At 54.9% G+C, this 19,688-nt stretch carries 19 protein-coding genes and 1 tRNA gene; 8 read left to right on the top strand and 12 right to left on the bottom strand.

Going from position 1 to position 19,688, the window contains the following annotated elements; translation table 11 throughout:
- Positions 1–77: 77 nt before the first annotated feature.
- Both argF and argL read right to left on the bottom strand, forming a co-directional pair.
- Positions 78–1,082, bottom strand: coding sequence for an ornithine carbamoyltransferase (gene argF, locus JSN25_RS08080; protein ID WP_069324775.1), 1,005 nt, complete (start codon positions 1,080–1,082; stop codon positions 78–80).
- Positions 1,052–1,147 carry a putative translational regulatory protein ArgL gene (gene argL / locus JSN25_RS22450; protein ID WP_422678872.1) on the bottom strand — a complete coding sequence of 32 codons (96 nt, stop codon included), beginning with the start codon at positions 1,145–1,147 and terminating at the stop codon, positions 1,052–1,054. Before argL ends, argF begins: the two co-directional genes overlap by 31 nt.
- Before the next feature lie 98 nt (positions 1,148–1,245).
- Here argL and rraB point away from each other — a divergent pair, with 98 nt between their 5' ends.
- The 3 genes from rraB (at position 1,246) to JSN25_RS08095 (ending at position 3,479) form a co-directional block, all read left to right on the top strand.
- A complete protein-coding gene (gene rraB, locus JSN25_RS08085; protein WP_005134179.1) occupies positions 1,246–1,671 on the top strand; it encodes a ribonuclease E inhibitor RraB in 426 nt (141 codons plus the stop codon).
- Between the two features lie 51 nt (positions 1,672–1,722).
- Positions 1,723–2,481 (top strand): tRNA isopentenyl-2-thiomethyl-A-37 hydroxylase MiaE, encoded by a 759-nt coding sequence (miaE, locus tag JSN25_RS08090; protein ID WP_137351315.1) that lies wholly within the window; start codon positions 1,723–1,725, stop codon positions 2,479–2,481.
- Positions 2,482–2,648: 167 nt separating this feature from the next.
- Entirely contained in the window at positions 2,649–3,479 is an 831-nt protein-coding gene (locus tag JSN25_RS08095) for a hypothetical protein (RefSeq protein WP_038636769.1), read from the top strand.
- A 26-nt stretch (positions 3,480–3,505) separates the two neighbouring features.
- On the opposite strand, the gene JSN25_RS08100 is transcribed toward JSN25_RS08095, so the two are convergent.
- From JSN25_RS08100 to pepA, 4 genes are all read right to left on the bottom strand, one after another.
- On the bottom strand, positions 3,506–4,009 hold the full coding sequence (locus JSN25_RS08100; RefSeq protein ID WP_038636772.1) for a GNAT family N-acetyltransferase: 504 nt from the start codon (positions 4,007–4,009) through the stop codon (positions 3,506–3,508).
- A gap of 220 nt (positions 4,010–4,229) precedes the next feature.
- On the bottom strand, positions 4,230–7,085 hold the full coding sequence (locus JSN25_RS08105) for a valine--tRNA ligase (RefSeq protein WP_204525603.1): 2,856 nt from the start codon (positions 7,083–7,085) through the stop codon (positions 4,230–4,232).
- Entirely contained in the window at positions 7,085–7,528 is a 444-nt protein-coding gene (holC, locus tag JSN25_RS08110; protein WP_038636780.1) for a DNA polymerase III subunit chi, read from the bottom strand. The genes JSN25_RS08105 and holC overlap by 1 nt, the downstream gene beginning before the upstream one ends.
- A gap of 144 nt (positions 7,529–7,672) precedes the next feature.
- Positions 7,673–9,184, bottom strand: a complete 1,512-nt coding sequence (gene pepA / locus JSN25_RS08115) for a leucyl aminopeptidase (RefSeq protein ID WP_038636783.1) — start codon at positions 9,182–9,184, stop codon at positions 7,673–7,675.
- A gap of 153 nt (positions 9,185–9,337) precedes the next feature.
- Between pepA and JSN25_RS22025 the strand changes: the two genes are divergently transcribed.
- The 3 genes from JSN25_RS22025 (at position 9,338) to lptG (ending at position 11,633) form a co-directional block, all read left to right on the top strand.
- Entirely contained in the window at positions 9,338–9,388 is a 51-nt protein-coding gene (locus JSN25_RS22025) for a hypothetical protein (RefSeq protein ID WP_212723231.1), read from the top strand.
- Between the two features lie 62 nt (positions 9,389–9,450).
- Positions 9,451–10,551: an LPS export ABC transporter permease LptF gene (gene lptF / locus JSN25_RS08120; protein ID WP_038636786.1), complete on the top strand. Its 1,101-nt coding sequence runs from the start codon at positions 9,451–9,453 to the stop codon at positions 10,549–10,551.
- Positions 10,551–11,633, top strand: a complete 1,083-nt coding sequence (lptG, locus tag JSN25_RS08125) for an LPS export ABC transporter permease LptG (RefSeq protein WP_038636788.1) — start codon at positions 10,551–10,553, stop codon at positions 11,631–11,633. Before lptF ends, lptG begins: the two co-directional genes overlap by 1 nt.
- A 39-nt stretch (positions 11,634–11,672) precedes the next feature.
- Here lptG and JSN25_RS08130 read toward each other — a convergent pair whose 3' ends face one another.
- The 5 genes from JSN25_RS08130 to idnD form a co-directional block, all read right to left on the bottom strand.
- Positions 11,673–13,175: a helicase HerA-like C-terminal domain-containing protein gene (locus JSN25_RS08130; RefSeq protein WP_085048488.1), complete on the bottom strand. Its 1,503-nt coding sequence runs from the start codon at positions 13,173–13,175 to the stop codon at positions 11,673–11,675.
- A 79-nt stretch (positions 13,176–13,254) separates the two neighbouring features.
- Entirely contained in the window at positions 13,255–14,253 is a 999-nt protein-coding gene (gene idnR, locus JSN25_RS08135; protein ID WP_038636791.1) for a DNA-binding transcriptional regulator IdnR, read from the bottom strand.
- 52 nt (positions 14,254–14,305) lie between these two features.
- The gene (gene idnT, locus JSN25_RS08140) at positions 14,306–15,625 is read right to left on the bottom strand and encodes a gnt-II system L-idonate transporter (RefSeq protein ID WP_038636794.1); all 1,320 of its coding nucleotides are present in this window, start codon (positions 15,623–15,625) and stop codon (positions 14,306–14,308) included.
- 139 nt (positions 15,626–15,764) lie between these two features.
- Positions 15,765–16,529, bottom strand: a complete 765-nt coding sequence (idnO, locus tag JSN25_RS08145; protein ID WP_204525717.1) for a gluconate 5-dehydrogenase — start codon at positions 16,527–16,529, stop codon at positions 15,765–15,767.
- A gap of 11 nt (positions 16,530–16,540) precedes the next feature.
- On the bottom strand, positions 16,541–17,584 hold the full coding sequence (gene idnD, locus JSN25_RS08150) for an L-idonate 5-dehydrogenase (protein ID WP_204525604.1): 1,044 nt from the start codon (positions 17,582–17,584) through the stop codon (positions 16,541–16,543).
- Between the two features lie 216 nt (positions 17,585–17,800).
- Between idnD and idnK the strand changes: the two genes are divergently transcribed.
- Positions 17,801–18,322, top strand: a complete 522-nt coding sequence (idnK, locus tag JSN25_RS08155; protein ID WP_121529896.1) for a gluconokinase — start codon at positions 17,801–17,803, stop codon at positions 18,320–18,322.
- Positions 18,323–18,352: 30 nt separating this feature from the next.
- Here the strand turns inward: idnK and ahr are convergent, their stop codons facing one another.
- Entirely contained in the window at positions 18,353–19,372 is a 1,020-nt protein-coding gene (gene ahr / locus JSN25_RS08160; protein ID WP_204525605.1) for an NADPH-dependent aldehyde reductase Ahr, read from the bottom strand.
- A gap of 230 nt (positions 19,373–19,602) precedes the next feature.
- Here ahr and JSN25_RS08165 point away from each other — a divergent pair.
- Positions 19,603–19,687: transfer RNA gene (locus JSN25_RS08165), tRNA-Leu, on the top strand.
- The last annotated feature ends 1 nt before the right edge of the window (position 19,688 follow it).

A 19,688-nucleotide genomic window follows, 5' to 3' on the forward strand; every position in this document is an offset into this window, starting at 1 on the left:
CCGGCCTACGGGAGCGCGGTTGTAGGCCGGATAAGATGCTGAACATCGCCATCCGGCAAATCAATCACGCAACGCTATCATTTGGAAAGCGTCGCCACCATTACCGCTTTAATGGTGTGCATCCGGTTTTCCGCCTGATCAAATACGATGCTGGCGGGTGACTCAAAGACGTCGTCGGTCACTTCCATCCCGCCGTGCAAACCGTACTGTTGCGCCATTTGTTTGCCAAGCGTGGTTTGATCGTCATGGAACGCGGGCAGGCAGTGCAGAAATTTCACCTGCGGATTGCCGGTGAGCGCCATCATCGCGCTGTTTACCTGATATTTGCGCAGCAGCGCAATACGCTCGGCCCACTTCTCTTTCGCTTCGCCCATTGACACCCATACGTCGGTGTAGATGAAGTCCGCACCTTTTACGCCCGTGGCGACATCTTCCGTCAGCGTAATATTGCCACCGTTTTTCTGTGCCAGCGCTTTGCATTCTGCCACCAGACTCTCATCCGGCCAGCAGGCCTGCGGTGCAACCAGACGCAGATCTAACCCGGTTAACGCGGCGGCTTCCAGCATCGAATTGCCCATATTGTTACGAGCATCGCCGGTGTAGACCAACGCCATCTCATTAAATGCTTTACCCGGCAGGTGTTCCTGCATAGTTAACAGATCCGCCAGTAACTGGGTGGGATGAAACTCGTTAGTTAATCCATTCCACACCGGCACCCCGGCATATTCCGCCAGCGTTTCCACCACTTCCTGACCGTGACCCCGATACTGAATACCGTCGTACATGCGGCCGAGTACGCGGGCGGTATCTTTAATCGACTCTTTATGCCCAATCTGGCTGCCGCTTGGCCCGAGATACGTTACGCGAGCGCCCTGATCGTATGCGGCAACTTCGAAAGAGCAACGAGTACGAGTCGAGTCTTTTTCGAAGATGAGCGCGATATTTTTACCGGTGAGTTGAGCGACCTCGGTGCCGTTTTTCTTATCTGCCTTGAGCTGCGCGGCGAGCTTGAGCAGTGACGTGAGTTCAGCAGAGGTGAAATCAAGCAGTTTCAAAAAGTGCTTCTGATAAAACGTAGACATGGTTTCCTCACATGGCTTAAGCTATTTATTGAATTAAAATTCAATTTATATGTATGTTTATTCATTTGCAACCTTGTTTAACAAATCTTTCCTGGAAAGGTGGAGGCAATGACAGCGGTATGTGACAATAAGAGTATCGGCAGGACATTATGAGGAACGAGCCATGGCAAACCCGGAACTACTGGAAGAGCAGCGTGAAGAAACACGCTTGATTATTGAAGAGTTACTCGAAGATGGCAGCGATCCAGACGCGCTGTACACTATCGAGCATCACCTTTCCGCGGACGACTTTGAAACCCTGGAAAAAGCGGCAGTAGAAGCCTTCAAGCTGGGTTATGAAGTGACCGAGCCGGAAGAGCTTGAAGTCGAAGAAGGCGACACGGTTATTTGTTGTGACATCCTCAGCGAATGCGCCCTGAATGCCGAGCTGATTGACGCTCAGGTTGAGCAACTGATGAACCTTGCTGAAAAATTTGAAGTGGAATACGACGGTTGGGGCACCTATTTTGAAGACCCGAACGGCGAAGAAGGTGAAGATGGCGACGATGAAGACTTCGTCGACGAAGATGATGACGGCGTGCGTCACTAAGTCATCTGCTGACCTGCGGTAGCCCAGGCTGCCGCAGGCCAAGGACAACGTATGGATTACCCGCAAATACTCTCCCCGATCCACAACTTCCTGCAATGTAAAACGCCTCAGGCCTGGCTTGATAAAGCGCGAGACCCGGCGAATCTGCCGCTATTACTGACCGATCACCTCGTCTGCGAACTGAAAGCGGCGCAAACGGCAATGCTGCTGGTGCGTAAGTATGCCGCGGATAAACAGGGATCGCAGGCGCTGCTGGACTGGCTAAAACCCTATGAAGCCTTTGCTTTTAGGGAAGGGGATGAGCCGGATTTTATCGCACTAAATAAACAGATAAGCAAAAGCGTTATGCCGCAAACCGACGACCCGTGGGGACGAAAGCTTATCGACAGCATGGTGTTGCTGATCAAAGAAGAGCTGCATCACTTCTCGCAGGTACGCGAGGCGATGACGATCCGCAATATCCCTTACATCAAAATGACCGCCAGTCGTTACGCCAAAGGTATGCTCAAAGAGGTTCGCACCCACGAGCCGCTGACGCTGATCGACAAGCTGATTTGCGGGGCGTATATCGAAGCCCGTTCCTGTGAACGGTTTGCCGCGCTGGCGCCGTATCTGGAGGCGGATTTGCAGGCGTTTTACCTGTCGCTGCTGCGATCCGAGGCACGGCACTATCAGGATTATCTGGCGCTGGCGCAGCAGGTTTCTGCTGACGATATCAGCGACCGGGTGCGGTTTTTTGGCGAAGTCGAAGCCGCGCTGATTACCTCTCCTGACGACGAGTTCCGCTTTCACAGCGGCATACCGGCTTGATTCCTTCTGTGACGCGCGCTGTTCAATCATCGCGCGTTTTACCTCTTCTCCCTTTCCGCTAGCAAAATCTGGTGGCTGGAAATCGCCCGCCGCTGCCGTAATAATCAAAATACACGAAGGGGGAAATATATCTCCTTACTTGAGATTGTTTTGCATAAGGATGGTTAATGAACTGGGCTCACGTATTGTTAGCAGGCTATATCGGGGTGGTGATTGCCATCGTCGTTGGCATGTTCCGTAAAAAAGGGTGGCTGGGCAAGATCTCTGGCGCGGTGGTCTTTGTGGTGGCGATTATTGCGTGGAATCTGTTTGATGTGCACTACCTGATCCCACGTGAAAACCCGGATTATGGTCTGACCGAAGAGCAGCAGTTTGAAAAGGCGATGCTCTCTAATCCGGCGTTTCAGGTGATTAAGGAACAGGAGCCTGCGCTGACGCAAAAAATAATCAGCCAGGCAGCGCAGATGAAAAAAGCAGGGAGCAGTGAACAGCAGGTTATCGACGCGATACAGCCGCAGATTCTTCAGTTGCAAATGGCACGATTGCAGCAAGCTCCTGATGCCAATGTCATTGAATATATGAAAATTAATCTTGAGCAGATCGCCGCCGTGGCCAAAATAGGTGATGACGAATGCTTCCGCTTCCTGTTTCCGGCGGTAAAAGGTGGGATTAACCCGGCACGTCTTGTTCCGCGTGAGATCATGGATCGTCGTATGGCGAGTGACATGAGCATGATGTACGCCTCTCACGGACCGAAAAAACATACGGTTACGGCAGAGGAAAAGCAACTGGCGCTTCAGGACCTGCAAAGCATCAGCCCTGGCCTGGTACAGCGCTATGGACCGGATATTCAAATCATGGCCGATCCGACTAAAGCTGTCGGCAAAGAGAAGATTGCCTGTGAGATAGTGCAGGATCTCTGGTCACAGGTGTTGAAGCTGCCGACCGCGCGTTCGGCCGGCGTGATTCGTCTGATGCTTTCGGCTGAGATGCAGTAAGGTCAATATGGCCCCTCGGCGTAAGGTCAGAGGGGCTTTAACATCCGCACTTCACAATCCACGTGCCCGGTACAGCCCAGCGCTTCGCTGATGTGCTCAAAGCCTAAATGTTCATACAGGCGAATAGCCTCGGTCAGAAACGCGGTCGTTTCCAGATAGCACTGCTTAAAACCCTGCTCACGGGCGTGATCCAGCGCCATCAGCGCCAGCTTTTTCGCCAGCCCCTGGCCGCGTACGCTCGACAGGAAATACATCTTCTGCAGCTCGCAAATGTCCGGCTCGCTACAGCCTAACGGCGCGACGCCGCCGCCGCCCACCACCTGACCATTCTGCTCAACGACCCAATAGGCTGCGCCCGGCTGGCTGTAAACCTGGAACAGTTCATCCAGATTTGGGTCGGCCACGGTATAGCCTTTATCAGCGGTAAGCCCGTATTCGGCGGAAACCTGGCGGATAACGCGGGCGATGGCGGCGTTATCGTCGGCGGTAAGACGACGCAGCGTCGCAAAGACAGGGGTAGTAACACTCATAGCGAACTCATGACAGAAACGTGGAACATATGCAGTTAATAACACTGCGGGGAGGGGAAGTGCAAGCGATGATAATTCAATAAAAAGCCTCTGATGCACACGCTCAGAGGCTTTTTATTCGTCAGTGGTGTCGGATGCGTTACGCTTATCCGACCTACGTTGACGCTGCCCGTTGGCCGGATAAGCGCAGCGCCATCCGGCAAATATACGGGCACGATGATTACAGCGCGGCGATAACCGCCTGCTGCTCAATCAGCTTCGCTTTCGCTTCCGCGTAACCGTCCAGCTTCTCACGCTCTTTGGCGATCACCGCTTCCGGCGCACGAGCGACGAAACCTTCGTTGGAAAGTTTGCCTTCGATACGGGCAATCTCACCTTCGATTTTCGCCACTTCTTTCGCCAGACGCGCCAGCTCATCTTCTTTGTTGATGAGGCCAGCCATCGGAATCAGCAGTTCGGCGCCGTCGATGATTTTGGTCACGGAAACCGGACCTTTGTCATCGGCAGGCAGCACGGTGATGCTTTCCAGACGCGCCAGGTTCAGCAGGAAGCTACGGTTGTCGTTCACACGACGCATCGCGTCAGCGCTGCAACCACGCAGCAGCAGCTCCAGCGGTTTGCCCGGCGCGATGTTCATTTCCGCACGGATATTACGTACGGCGACGATCGCCTGCTTCAGCCATTCGGTATCGGCCAGCGCGGCTTCATCAACCTGCGCGGCGTTATATTCCGGGAACGGCTGCAGCATGATGGTGTCAGCGGTAATACCGCAAATGACCTTCACGCGCTGCCAGATGGTTTCGGTGATGAACGGGATGATCGGATGCGCCAGGCGCAGCAGACCTTCCAGCACGGTGACCAGAGTATTGCGGGTGCCGCGCAGTTCAGACTCGGAACCTCCGGTCATCACCGGTTTGGTCAGCTCCAGATACCAGTCACAGAACTGGTTCCAGGTGAATTCGTACAGAATGCCCGCGGCGATATCGAAGCGGAAGTTATCCAGCGCTTCGCGGTACGCTTTAACGGTCTGGTTGAATTCAGCCAGGATCCAGCGGTCTGCCAGCGACAGGGTCATTTCGCCGCCGTTGAAGCCGCAATCCTGACCTTCAGTGTTCATCAGCACAAAGCGGCTGGCGTTCCACTGCTTGTTACAGAAGTTACGGTAACCTTCCAGGCGCTTCATATCCCAGTTGATGTCGCGGCCGGTCGAGGCCAGCGCGGCTAGGGTAAAGCGCAGGGCGTCGGTGCCGTGCGGCTCAATGCCGTTCGGGAACTGCTTCTCGGTACGTTTGGCAATCTTCTCAGCCAGCTGCGGCTGCATCATGTTGCCGGTACGTTTTTCCAGCAGTTCCGGCAGGGAGATGCCGTCGACCATATCCAGCGGGTCAATGACGTTACCCTTGGATTTGGACATCTTCTGGCCTTCGTCGTCACGGATCAGACCGGTCATGTAGACGGTATGGAACGGCACCTGCGGCTTGCCGTTTTCATCTTTGATGAAGTGCATGGTCATCATGATCATGCGGGCAATCCAGAAGAAGATGATGTCGAAGCCGGAAACCATCACGCTGGTTGGGTGGAACTGACGCAGCGCGTCGGTGTTTTCCGGCCAGCCGAGGGTGGAGAAAGTCCACAGCGCGGAGGAGAACCAGGTATCGAGAACGTCTTCGTCCTGACGCAGCGCAACGTCGGCGCCGAGGTTGTTTTCCTGGCGGACTTCGTCTTCGGTACGGCCTACATAAACGTTGCCGTCGTTGTCGTACCATGCCGGGATACGGTGACCCCACCACAGCTGACGAGAGATACACCAGTCCTGAATATCACGCATCCAGGAGAAGTACATGTTTTCGTACTGCTTCGGCACGAACTGAATGCTGCCGTTTTCAACGGCTTCAACCGCCGGTTTCGCCAGCACGTCGGCACGGACGTACCACTGGTCGGTCAGCATCGGTTCGATAACCACGCCGCCACGGTCGCCGTAAGGAACGGTCAGGTCGTGCGGTTTGATCTCTTCCAGCAGACCCAGGGCGTCAACGGCTGCGACGATCGCTTTACGCGCGGCAAAGCGTTCCAGCTTCTGGAATTCAGCCGGAATCGCGTTGGAGTAAACGTCGGACTCTTCGCCTTTGGTGTCGTACACTTCCGCAGTTTCACGGATGTCGCCGTCAAAGGTCAGAATGTTGATCATCGGCAGGCCGTGACGTTTCCCGACTTCGTAGTCATTAAAGTCGTGCGCCGGAGTGATCTTCACGCAGCCGGTGCCTTTTTCCATGTCGGCGTGTTCGTCGCCCACGATCGGAATACGGCGGTCAACCAGCGGCAGGACAACGAATTTACCGATCAGATCTTTGTAGCGCGGATCTTCCGGGTTAACGGCCACGCCGGTATCCCCGAGAATAGTTTCCGGACGAGTGGTAGCGACGACCAGGTAATCTTTACCGTCTGCGGTCTTCACGCCGTCGGCCAGCGGATAGCGGATGTGCCACATTGAGCCTTTGGACTCGCGGTTTTCCACTTCCAGGTCAGAGATGGCGGTGCGCAGTTTCGGGTCCCAGTTCACCAGGCGTTTGCCACGGTAAATCAGGTCTTCTTTGTACAGGCGAACAAAGACTTCTTTCACGGCATTGGAAAGACCTTCGTCCATGGTGAAGCGCTCGCGCTCCCAGTCAACGGAGTTGCCGAGACGGCGCATCTGACGGGTAATGGTGCCGCCAGATTCCGCTTTCCACTGCCAGATTTTGTCGATAAACGCTTCGCGACCGTAGTCGTGACGAGTTTTACCTTCTTCAGCGGCAATCTTACGCTCAACCACCATCTGGGTCGCGATACCCGCGTGGTCGGTACCGGCCTGCCACAGGGTGTTTTTGCCCTGCATGCGCTGGTAGCGGATCATGGTGTCCATGATGGTTTGCTGGAAAGCATGACCCATATGCAAACTGCCGGTGACGTTCGGCGGCGGGATCATGATGCAGAAGGACTCTTTGCTTTCATCGCCGTTAGGTTTGAAATAGCCCTGCTTTTCCCAGTGCTCGTAAAGCGGCTGTTCGATATCTTGTGGGTTATATGTCTTTTCCATTATTTCCAGGTTGCCGTATTCAGGTTAAAACCAGCCACGCGGTATGCTTTGTAGCGATCGCGTGCCGATTGTTTCAAAGAATCTTCGTAAGGGACGAAGTCTATCACTTCTGTGAAAGCGGTGGCAAAATCTGCAAAGCCAACGCGCAAACTGATTAGCAGGTCGCGCGGGCTGCTGTTGCGTTTTTCCGGCCAGGCAATCTCTACCGGCGAGCCGCCTCTGGGACCTTCACCCGCCAGATTATGCGGCACGAAGCTTTCTGCCGGTCTTGCCCACAGGGCTTCATCAAGGCGAAAGGCCTGCTTTTCGTTTTCGCAGGCGATCAGCACGCGCTTGCCAGCACGCCAACGTTCTGCGGCAATTTCACACACCAGTTGCTCGACGGCGCTTAAGCCATCAACGGTAGTGTCATTATCCAGAAGATAGAACGTCGCATTCTTCATATATGGGGCTTCTTGTGGTGGATTTAAATACAAGGCCGGGTGACCCGGCCTTATCGCCTGATGGCAACGCTCGCGCGTCTTATCAGGCCTACAGCTTGCTGCTTTGTAGGCCGGATAAGCGTAGCGCCATCCGGCATTTACACATTACTCGTCGCCGTTAAATCCGGCGCGATTGAGCAGGAACTGCGACAGCAGCGCTACCGGACGACCGGTGGCGCCTTTGGCTTTACCGGAACGCCATGCGGTACCCGCGATGTCCAGGTGCGCCCAGTTATATTTACGGGTAAAGCGCGACAGGAAGCAGCCCGCGGTGATAGCGCCGCCAGGACGGCCGCCGATGTTGGCCATATCCGCAAAGTTGGACTCCAGTTGTTCCTGGAATTCATCACCCAACGGCAGACGCCACGCGCGGTCGCCCGCCTGCTCGGAAGCACCGATCAGCTCGTGCGCCAGCGGATTGTGGTTCGACATCAGGCCGGTGATGTGATGGCCCAATGCAATCACGCACGCGCCGGTCAGCGTTGCCACATCAATGACCGCTTCCGGTTCAAAACGCTCGACGTAGGTTAACACGTCGCACAGTACCAGACGGCCTTCAGCATCGGTGTTCAGTACTTCAACGGTTTGACCAGACATGGTCGTCAGCACATCGCCTGGGCGATACGCGCGGCCGCCCGGCATGTTTTCGCAGCCCGCCAGTACGCCGACGACGTTGATTGGCAACTGTAGCTCCGCCACCATGCGCATCACGCCGTAAACCGCTGCCGCGCCGCACATGTCGTATTTCATCTCATCCATACCTTCGGCAGGTTTGATGGAGATACCGCCGGAGTCAAAGGTTAACCCTTTACCCACCAACACGATCGGGCGTACGTCTTCGGATTCGACACCTTTATACTCAATCACCGACATCAGCGATTCATTTTGCGAACCATTGCCGACCGCAAGATAGGAGTGCATGCCCAGCTCTTTCATCTGCTGCTCACCGATGACGCGAGTGACAACATTTTTGCTATAGCTGTCAGCCAACTGACGCGCCTGAGAAGCCAGGTAGGCGGCGTTACAGATATTCGGCGGCATATTACCGAGATCTTTTGCCGCTTTGATCCCGGCGGCAATCGCCAGGCCGTGCTGAATGGCACGTTCACCGCTGGTCAGTTCGCGGCGGGTCGGTACGTTGAAGACCATTTTACGCAGCGGACGACGTGGTTCGCTTTTGTTAGTCTTCAACTGATCAAAGCTGTACAGCGTTTCCTGGGCCGTCTCAACGGCCTGACGTACTTTCCAGTAGTTATTGCGGCCTTTGACGTGCAGCTCAGTCAGGAAACAGACGGCTTCCATCGAGCCTGTATCATTCAGGGTATTTATAGTTTTCTGAATGACCTGCTTATACTGACGTTCATCAAGCTCACGCTCTTTACCACAACCGATGAGGAGAATTCGCTCAGACAGGACATTAGGAACATGGTGCAGCAACAGGGTTTGACCCGGTTTGCCTTCCAGTTCGCCACGACGCAGCAGTGCGCTGATGTACCCGTCGCTGATCTTGTCGAGCTGCTCTGCAATCGGAGAGAGGCGGCGTGGTTCAAAGACGCCCACAACGATGCAGGCACTCCGCTGTTTCTCCGGGCTACCGCTTTTTACACTGAACTCCATGCACTACGCTCCTGAATCTTAAAGACAACGGCGGTGGCTACGGATAGAATTGCAAGCTTTCGTAACTCATTCCCGCTGTTGCGGTGACTTCGTGTTAATCTTAACGTTATTACGGCATTGGCACGTCAGAACAATTTCTGAGAGGTGGATCCGTTGAGTATAATGATCTTAGCGACGATTTCGACGACTCAAGAGAATAAATGACGTTTAAGCCATGAAACAAGCTAAATTCCGGCAAAAGACGGGTTTTTACGGGCGTATTTAAAGTGATAATCATAAGATATCTGGTTCGGGAAACGCTCAAAAGCCAACTTGCGATCCTTTTCATCCTGCTTTTGATCTTCTTTTGTCAAAAGTTAGTCAGGATCCTTGGTGCGGCGGTTGACGGTGATATCCCGGCGAATCTGGTGCTCTCGCTGCTGGGGCTGGGCGTGCCAGAAATGGCGCAACTTATCTTGCCCTTAAGCCTGTTCCTCGGGCTGCTGATGACGCTGGGCAAACTGTATACCGAAAGTGAAATTACGGTCATGCACGCCTGTGGGCTGAGCAAGGCTGTGCTCGTGAAAGCGGCGATGGTGCTGGCGTTGTTTACCAGTATTATTGCGGCGGTTAACGTGATGTGGGCCGGACCATGGTCCTCCAGGCATCAGGACGAAGTGCTGGCGGAAGCGAAAGCTAACCCCGGCATGGCTGCGCTTGCTCAGGGGCAATTCCAGCAGGCGACTAACGGCGGTTCGGTGCTGTTTATCGAAAGCGTTGACGGCAGCAACTTCAAAGATGTATTCCTCGCGCAAATCCGCCCGAAAGGTAATGCCCGTCCTTCGGTGGTGGTGGCTGATTCCGGACATCTTACCCAGATGCGCGATGGCTCCCAGGTCGTGACGCTGAACCAGGGCACGCGCTTTGAAGGGACTGCGCTGCTGCGTGATTTCCGCATCACTGACTTCCAGGATTATCAGGCGATTATTGGCCATCAGGCTGTGGCGCTGGATCCAAACGATACCGACCAGATGGATATGCGTACGCTGTGGACGACCGACAACGATCGTGCTCGCGCGGAGCTGACCTGGCGTATCACGTTAGTATTCACCGTATTTATGATGGCGCTGATGGTCGTACCGCTGAGCGTGGTGAACCCGCGTCAGGGGCGCGTACTGTCGATGCTGCCCGCCATGCTGCTCTATTTGCTGTTCTTCCTGGTCCAGACATCCCTGAAGTCGAACGGCGGCAAAGGTAAGCTGGATCCGGTGTTCTGGATGTGGACGGTTAACCTGGCGTATCTGGCGCTGGCGATTGTACTTAACCTCTGGGATACGGTGCCTATGCGCCGCTTGCGTGCCCGTTTTATGCGTAAAGGAGCGGTATAATGCAGCCCTTTGGTGTACTTGACCGCTATATCGGTAAAACCATTTTCACCACCATCATGATGACGTTGTTCATGCTGGTGTCGCTCTCCGGGATCATCAAGTTCGTCGACCAGCTTAAAAAAGCCGGGCAGGGGAGCTACGATGCGATGGGCGCCGGGCTGTATACCCTACTCAGCGCACCAAAAGATATCCAGATTTTCTTCCCGATGGCGGCGCTGCTCGGCGCGTTGTTGGGGCTGGGCATGTTGGCTCAGCGCAGTGAACTGGTGGTAATGCAGGCTTCCGGCTTTACCCGTATGCAGGTGGCGCTGTCGGTAATGAAAACCGCGATTCCGCTGGTGCTGTTGACGATGGCCATCGGTGAATGGGTGGCGCCGCAGGGCGAACAGATGGCGCGTAACTATCGTGCCCAGCAGATGTACGGTGGCTCGCTGCTCTCTACGCAGCAGGGGTTGTGGGCGAAAGATGGTGACAGCTTTGTCTACATCGAGCGGGTGAAAGGCGACGCCGAGTTAGGCGGAATTAGTATCTACTCCTTTAATGATAAACGTCGTTTGCAGTCCGTTCGCTATGCCGCGAGCGCGACGTTTGACCCGGAGCAGAAGGTGTGGCGTCTGTCGCAGGTGGATGAATCTAACCTGACCGATCCAAAGCAAATCACTGGTTCGCAGATGGTGAGCGGGACCTGGAAAACCAACCTTACGCCGGACAAGCTCGGCGTCGTCGCGCTGGATCCTGATGCGCTCTCGATTAGCGGTCTGCATAACTACGTGAAGTATCTGAAGTCGAGCGGCCAGGACGCCGGACGTTACCAGCTCAATATGTGGAGCAAAGTCTTCCAGCCGCTTTCCGTGGCGGTCATGATGCTGATGGCGCTGTCGTTTATCTTTGGCCCGCTGCGTAGCGTCCCGATGGGCGTGCGCGTAGTGACAGGGATTAGCTTCGGTTTTGTGTTCTATGTGCTGGACCAAATCTTTGGCCCATTAACGCTGGTGTACGGCATTCCGCCGATTATCGGCGCGTTGCTGCCTAGCGCCAGCTTCTTCCTGATAAGCCTGTGGTTGATGCTGCGTAAGTCGTAATATCCGCCCCTCCCGTAGTGCGGGAGGGGCGTTTCACTGCTAGCGTTTTCTGCCGCCCATCAAACTTCCCAACATGCCGCGAATTATCTGATTAGTGACCTGTCGCGCCGCGCTTTTCGCCACGCTCTGTACTACGCCATCGCGCTTACCGCCGCGTGGTCCGGTGCTGCCAAACAGAATATCTTTCAACCCCCCGAGAATACCGCCATCCACGTCGATCGCTTTCCCGTTGGCGGGAGGCGTATTTTGCTGCTCGGTGCTGGCCTGTACGCCTTGCTGTAAACGCTCATAAGCGGACTCACGGTCGACTTCTTCCTCATATTTTCCGTACAATGAGGAGTGATTAATCAGCCCGTTGCGCTCGTCGTCGGTTACCGGTCCCATGCGCGAGCACGGCGCAATTACCATCGCCCGTTCCACCACTGAGGGGCTACCTTTGGCATCGAGGAAGGAAATGAGCGCTTCGCCGGTACCCAACTCCTGAATGGCTTTTTCGGTATCAAATGCCGGATTGGCGCGCATAGTTTGCGCCGCGGTTTTCACCGCTTTCTGATCTTTCGGCGTGAAGGCGCGCAGGGCATGTTGCACGCGGTTCCCCAACTGCCCGAGTACGTTGTCCGGAATATCGGACGGGTTTTGCGAAACGAACCACACGCCGACCCCTTTCGAGCGGATCAGGCGGATTACCTGTTCAATTTTATCCAGCAATACCTGCGGGGCGTCGTTGAACAACAAATGGGCTTCGTCGAAGAAGAACACCAGTTTTGGCTTCTCCAGATCGCCGGCTTCCGGCAGTTGTTCATACAGTTCGGAGAGCATCCACAGCAGGCTGGCGGCGTACAGTTTGGGCATCTGGTACAGCTTCTCGGCGCTGAGGATGTTGATTACCCCTTTACCGCTGGCGTCAGTGCGCATCCAGTCTTTGATATCCAGCATCGGCTCGCCAAAGAAGTGCGCCGCTCCCTGTTGTTCCAGTGACAACAGTCCGCGCTGGATAGCGCCCACCGATGCGCTGCTGATGTTGCCGTACTGGTTCTGGAACGATTTAGCGTTATCGCCGATGTACTGCGTAATGGCCCGCAGATCTTTGAAATCGAGCAGCAACAGACCCTGGTCATCGGCAATACGGAAGATAATATCCAGCACGCCGGACTGCACATCGTTGAGATTCAGCAGACGCGCCAGCAGCAGCGGCCCGAGGTCAGAGACCGTGGCCCGCACCGGGTGGCCTTTTTCGCCGAAGATATCCCACACCGTGACCGGATTCGCATGCGGTTGCCAGTCGGTAATGCCGATGTTTTTCAGGCGGGCGAGCAGCTTTTCAGAGGCTTGTCCTTCCTGCGCTACGCCGGTTAAGTCACCTTTTACGTCGGCCATAAATACCGGCACGCCAATCTCAGACAGCGATTCGGCCAGTTTCTGTAGCGTGACGGTTTTACCGGTCCCGGTCGCGCCGGTAATCAGCCCGTGACGGTTGGCCATGCCTGGGAGTAAAAACAGTTCGGTGTCCGGCGTGCGGGCGATTAGCAGGGGTGCGCTCATTGAGATTTCCTCCATTTATCCTGCCTGGAGTATAGGCAATATGAATGAAAGAAAGTATGAGCAAGGGAGATAAAAAATCTTAAAGCGTATGGCCGTGATAAATCTGATACCCCAAATCCACGGTGTTGTGGTTATGGTCGTTGTTCTTGATTTTGCTCAGCAACATCTGCGCCGCCATACGGCCAATGTCGAAACGCGGGGTGATCACGCTGGCGAGGCTTGGGATCATCTGCCGCCCCATTTCCAGTCCGTGAAAACCAGCAATCGAGATCTGTTCCGGAACGGCCAGCTCGCGTTCGCGGCACAGCAGCAGCGCGCCCATCGCAATATCGTCGTTGGTGCAAAAGACGCCGTCTAAATCCGGATGCGCGGCGAGCGCGTCCCGCATCATCTGGGTGCCGAGATGAATGGACGAAATAGAACGCGGATTAACGCGCAGTGGCGACAGACCCCGACGCGTCATGGCATCACAATAACCGCGATAGCGCTGTTCATCGCGGACGTCGTCTTTCGAACCCAGATAGAGGATTTTGCGGCGCGGGCGTTTATCCAGCATGGTGCTGACCATATCAAACGCCGCCTGACGGTTATCAAAGCCCACCTCCATGTCCAGACGGTCACCCTGAATATCCATCAGCTCGACCACCGGAATATTGGCTGAACGCAGAAATTTAACCGTGCGCAGAGTGTGATATTTCTCGGACAGAATAATGCCGTCGATATTGTACGACAGCAGGTTGATCACCGACTCTTCCTCGGATTCCCGGTCATAATTGTAGTTGGCGATCAGCGTCTGATAGTTATGGTCCGAGGTGACCGACTCAATACCGGCCAGAATGTCAGCGAACAGCTGGTTTTGAAACGAGGGGATCAGCACGCCGAGCGTATAGCTTTGCGCATTCAGCAGCATCGCGGGCGCGCGGTTGGGGATGTAATTAATCTCCTCCATAATCTGCGCAATGCGTTCACCGGTTTCCTTTGCGACCTTTTTCGGCGAGCGAATGTAGCGGCTCACCGTCATTTTGGTCACGCCCGCCAGTGTGGCGATATCTTGCAAAGAAATTCTGTGGTTCCTCATTTTCTCTCCCGTGCCGGGGAGCGCTGACCTGTGCTCCCCGGTGATGACCGTCTTAATGCAGGATGGCGTTCAGCGCCAGTACGCCCAGCAGACCCATAATGGAAATCAGCGTCTCCATCACCGTCCAGGTACGCAATGTTTCCCCAACGCTGAGATTAAAATAGCCTTTAAACAGCCAGAATCCCGGATCGTTAACGTGGGAGGCAATCACGCTGCCCGCGCCGGTTGCCAGCACCATCAGCGCCGGGTCGGCGTGAGTAACGTTAATAATCGGCAGCACCACGCCTGCGGTGGTGATCGCCGCCACGGTCGCAGAACCGAGCGCGATACGCAGCAACGCGGCGACCGTCCAGCACATCAGCAGCGGAGAGAGCGACGTGCCGGTCATCAGGTGCGAGATATACTGCCCCACGCCGCTGTCGACCAGTACCTGCTTAAACGCACCGCCCCCGGCAATGATGAACACAATCATCGCGATTGCGCCGATAGAGTCGCCAATGATATCCATAATTTGCTCGATCGTCCGTCCGTTACGTCGACCAAGGGTAAAAATGGCCAGCACGATGGCGATAAACAAGGCGACCGCAGGGTTGCCGATAAACTCAAAGAATACCCGCACGCTGTTGGACTTCGGCAGCGTAATTTCACATACCGCCGCCACCGCCATCAGTATGACCGGGATAACCGCCGCAAAGATACTGTTCCAGAACGACGGCATCTCTTCTTCGGTGAACAGATGCGGGTTGAATAACCCTTCCGGCGGCGCTTTCTCAAAGCGGGTTAGCAGTTTAGAAAACAGCGGCCCGGCGACAATTACCGTCGGGATGGTAATAATAAAGCCGTACAGCAGGGTGGTGCCGAGATTGGCCTCGAAAATGGTGGCAATCGCGGTGGGGCCCGGATGCGGCGGCAGGAAACAGTGGGTTACGGACAGCGCCGCCACCATCGGCACGCCGACATACAGCAGCGGCAGACCGGAAGAGGCCACCACCGTAAATACCAGCGGCAGCAGCAGAACAAAGCCGACTTCGAAGAACATCGCCAGACCGACGACCAGACCGGTGATCACCAGCGCCCACTGCACACGTTTCTTACCGAACGTGTCAATCAGCGTGGTGGCGATGCGCTGGGCTGCGCCGGTATCGGAGATCAGCTTGCCGAGCATCGCGCCAAACCCGAGGATCATCGCCAGCCCGCCGAGCGTACCGCCGATCCCATTTTGTATAGAGTGCAGAACGGCCTGGGCATCCATCCCTTCGGCAAAACCGACGACCGCCGCCACCAGGACCAGCGCAATAAAGCCGTTAACTTTAAAGCCAATCATCAGGACCAGAAGCAGCGCGACGCCTGCCGCAATTATTATTAATGGCATAATCGTTTCTCTTATATCCCCGTCATACTTCAAGTTGCAGGACAAAATGCTTTTGGCATTTTGTCCTGCAACTCGAATGATTTCGGGTGGGTGCCAAAAGGCAGCGCCTGGGCGCTGCGTGATGTTGCGTTGTGTTGTATCAGACGGCGACCAGCATGCCGCCATCGACGAACAACAGGTGCCCGTTAACAAAATCGGATGCTTTGGAAGAGAGAAATACCGCCGCGCCAATCAGCTCCTGCGGATCGCCCCAGCGCGCGGCTGGCGTACGTTTGCACAGCCAGGCGGTAAAGGCTTCATCCTCGACCAACGCTTTGGTCATCTCGGTTTTGAAGTAGCCCGGCGCGATACCGTTGACCTGGATATTGTGGCGCGCCAGCTCAACGCACATTCCGCGGGTGAGCATTTTTACCGCGCCTTTGGAGGCAGCGTACGGCGTAATGGTGTCGCGGCCCAGTTCGCTCTGCATGGAACAGATGTTGATGACCTTCCCGGCCTGGCGCTCCACCATGCGGCGAGTGACCGCCTGCGAGACCAGGAACACCGCCGTCTGGTTAACGGCAATCACATCGTTCCAGTCCTGTTCCGGGAACTCGGTAAAGGGATGGCGGCGCTGGATACCGGCGTTATTCACCAGCACATCAATTTGGCCAATGTCTTTTTCGATATGCTCGATGGCGGCATCAATGTCCTGTTTCTGCGTAACATTAAATGCCGCGGCAACGGCGCGGATCCCTTCCTGCTGCAGTTTGGCGACGGCGGCCTCCGCGCGCTCTGGCGTAATATCATTGACGATAATCTGCGCGCCGTATTTACCCAGGCCGGTCGCCAGTAAATAACCAATACCCTGAGCCGAACCGGTGATCAGAATGTTTTTGCCGTCCAGTGAAAAAAGATCGTTCATCATGTTATTCCTTATTTTGTTTCTGCAAAAACGAGCTGGACCTTTGCCGCCTGGGTTTTGTCCCCGGCGAAGATCAGCGCTTGTTCAAGCTCGGTAAATGGATATTCGGCGCTGAGTAACGGCAGCGGATCGATAACGTTATTCGCCAGCCACGACACCGCGGTGTTGAACTCGGTGGTAAAGCGGAACGAACCTTTGAGCGCGATTTCTTTGCCGATCAGCATCATCATCGGGAAGTCCGGCACTGCGCCGCCCATGCCGACCTGCACCATCACGCCTTTTGCGCGTGTCACTTCCAGACAGGTGGTGATTGAGGACGGATGACCGGAGACTTCGAAGCTAACGTCGAAGTAGCCTTTCTCTTTTTTCCACTCCTCGAGCGAGTCCTGCTGCGGATTAATCAGCGCGTCGGCCCCCATCTGCTGGGCCAGCGACAGCGAACGCGGGCTGATATCAGCACAGACAATCTCTGCCGCACCGAGCGTTTTTACCGCGCTGACGATCAGGCAGCCGATAGGACCGACGCCGGAGATAAACACGCGCTTGCCCTGCAGGTCGCCCGCTTCATGCGCGGCGTGGATCGCGACCGCCAGTGGTTCGGCAAAGGCCATGACTTTTTCATCGGCCTCTTGGGGGTAGGGAATACACTGCGTGGTATCGACGGTTTTAAACCGGGTAAAACCGCCGTCGACATGGGGAAAATACATGGCGCTACCAAAAAAGCGCATTTCCGTGCACTGGTTTTCTTCATGTTGCAGACAATATTTACAGTGGCCGCACGGCTTCGACGGATTAATCGCCACTGACTGACCTTCATGTAATTCTTTGGAGTCGCTGTGCACCACTTTACCAATAACTTCATGGCCTAAAATCATCGGCGCTTTAACAGTGAAATTACCGACTTTTCCTTCCTGATAATAATGTAAATCGGACCCGCAAATACCACCGCGGGTAATTTTTACTAGTGTCCCTTTATTATCCCATTCAATATTTTGGTCGGTAACGGCAACAGTTTTCTTACCCGCGACAACGCAGGATTGGGTTTTGACTTGCATAAATGCCTCACTGGTCAGGTAGTAACCTCGACAGCATTTAAGCGGTTTTAATTATTATTATTTGTGAAGTAAGTCACGCTGGAAAATTGTTACACTACAATGTTACGCATAACGTGATGCGCCTTGTAAATCTGTGCGGTCGTGCCGAAAAAAGGTGAATTCTGCAATGTGCAAGGCGTAGTATCGCCTCATGGAATATAAATCTGGAGTTTTTTGATGGCCGGGGAAAGTTATATTTTGATGGGCGTTTCGGGGAGCGGTAAATCTTTAATCGGTAGCAAAATTGCCGCTGTATTATCGGCTAAATTCATTGATGGCGACGATCTTCATCCAGCTAAAAATATTGATAAAATGTCTGAGGGTATTCCATTAACCGATGAGGACAGACTTCCCTGGTTAGCGCGATTAAATGATGCCTCATACAGTTTATATAAAAAGAATGAGACCGGATTTATTGTCTGCTCATCATTAAAAAAACAGTACCGCGATATATTGCGGCAGGGCAGCCCGAATGTGCATTTTCTGTGGCTGGATGGTGATTACGAGACCATTCTGGCACGCATGCAGCGTCGGGCAGGGCATTTTATGCCGGTGGGCTTGTTAAAAAGCCAGTTCGACGCGCTGGAATGTCCGCAGGAAGATGAACGCGATATTGCCCGCATCGATGTGAACCATGACATCGAGCATGTGACGGAACAGTGCCGCCTGGCAGTGCTTGCGTTTCGTAGCGGGCAATAGGCCCAGCCCCTTGCGGGACTGAGCCCTGCATCAGAAGTCGGCTTTCAGCACCACGCGGTAGCGGGCTTTGCCGTCGCGCACGTGCTGGATAGCTTCGTTAATTTGCGACATCGGGTACAGTTCGGTAGTCGGCGACACCTTGCTGCGCCCGGCAAACTTCATCAGTTTACGCAGTTCGAAGGGCGTACCGGTCGCCGAACCGGAGATGCTACGATCGCCGGCAATTAAGGTAAATGCTGGCACCGGCAACGGTTTCAGCACCGCACCGACGGTATGGAAATTACCGCCGTAGGCCAGCGCTTCAAAATAGGGCTGCCAGTCGAGGTCGACGTTAACCGTGTTAATGATGAGATCGAACTGGCCCGCCAGCGCTTTTAGCGCATCCGGATCGCGGCTGTTGACCACCTTATCCGCTCCCATCGCCAGCACCTCCTGCTCTTTCGCCGGATTGGAGCTGAACGCGGTCACCTCGCAGCCCATCGCGTGTAACAGCTTAATGGCGATATGCCCCAGGCCGCCGATGCCGATCACCCCGACGCGGCTGGTGGCAGTGATGTGGTGCATCAGTAGCGGTTTGAACACCGTGATACCGCCGCACAGCAATGGGCCAGCCGCCGCCAGGTCGATGCTATCCGGCAGCGGGATCACCCACTGCCAGTCGGCCCGCAGCTTCTCGGCAAAGCCACCGCGATTGAGAATCGTGGGAACGGAACCTTGCAGGCAGTTAATCTGATTACCGCTGATACAGGCGTCGCAATGCCCGCAGCTGCGCGCCGTCCAGCCAACGCCGACGCGCTGGCCAACTTTCAGACCCTTATCCTGCGCCGCGCTGCCGAGCGCGGCCACGCGACCAATCACCTCATGCCCGGCAACCAGCGGATACTGAGAGAACCCCCATTCGTTGTCGATCATCGACAAATCGGAATGGCAGATACCGCAGTAATCGACCTGTACCTCGACATCTTCCGGCTTAAGCTCGCCCGCATCATATTCATAGAGTTCGAGTTCGCGGCCCGCCGATTTTGCGGCGTAACTTTTTATCATCGACATCGTGTTTCCCTCAGTGTGGTGTTGAATTGGAAGTGTAGAGCATGGGGAAACGGGACGCTTCGCAGAACGGGGGCTTAAGGAGGTTATTGCGGGGACTAAACCGTGATGTTGATTGCAGCTCCGAAAGGTAATGCTGAAATTTTCAACACTTAGCGAGCCATACGCACGCTGACGCTTGCATGGCGGCGCATGACAGGTATAATCCACAACGTTTTCCGCATCCCTTCCGTGCCGGAGTGGCGAAATCGGTAGACGCAGTTGATTCAAAATCAACCGTAGAAATACGTGCCGGTTCGAGTCCGGCCTTCGGCACCAT

Origin of the sequence: Citrobacter cronae, assembly GCF_016893685.1 — a bacterium.
In the GTDB taxonomy this organism is placed as follows: domain Bacteria; phylum Pseudomonadota; class Gammaproteobacteria; order Enterobacterales; family Enterobacteriaceae; genus Citrobacter; species Citrobacter werkmanii.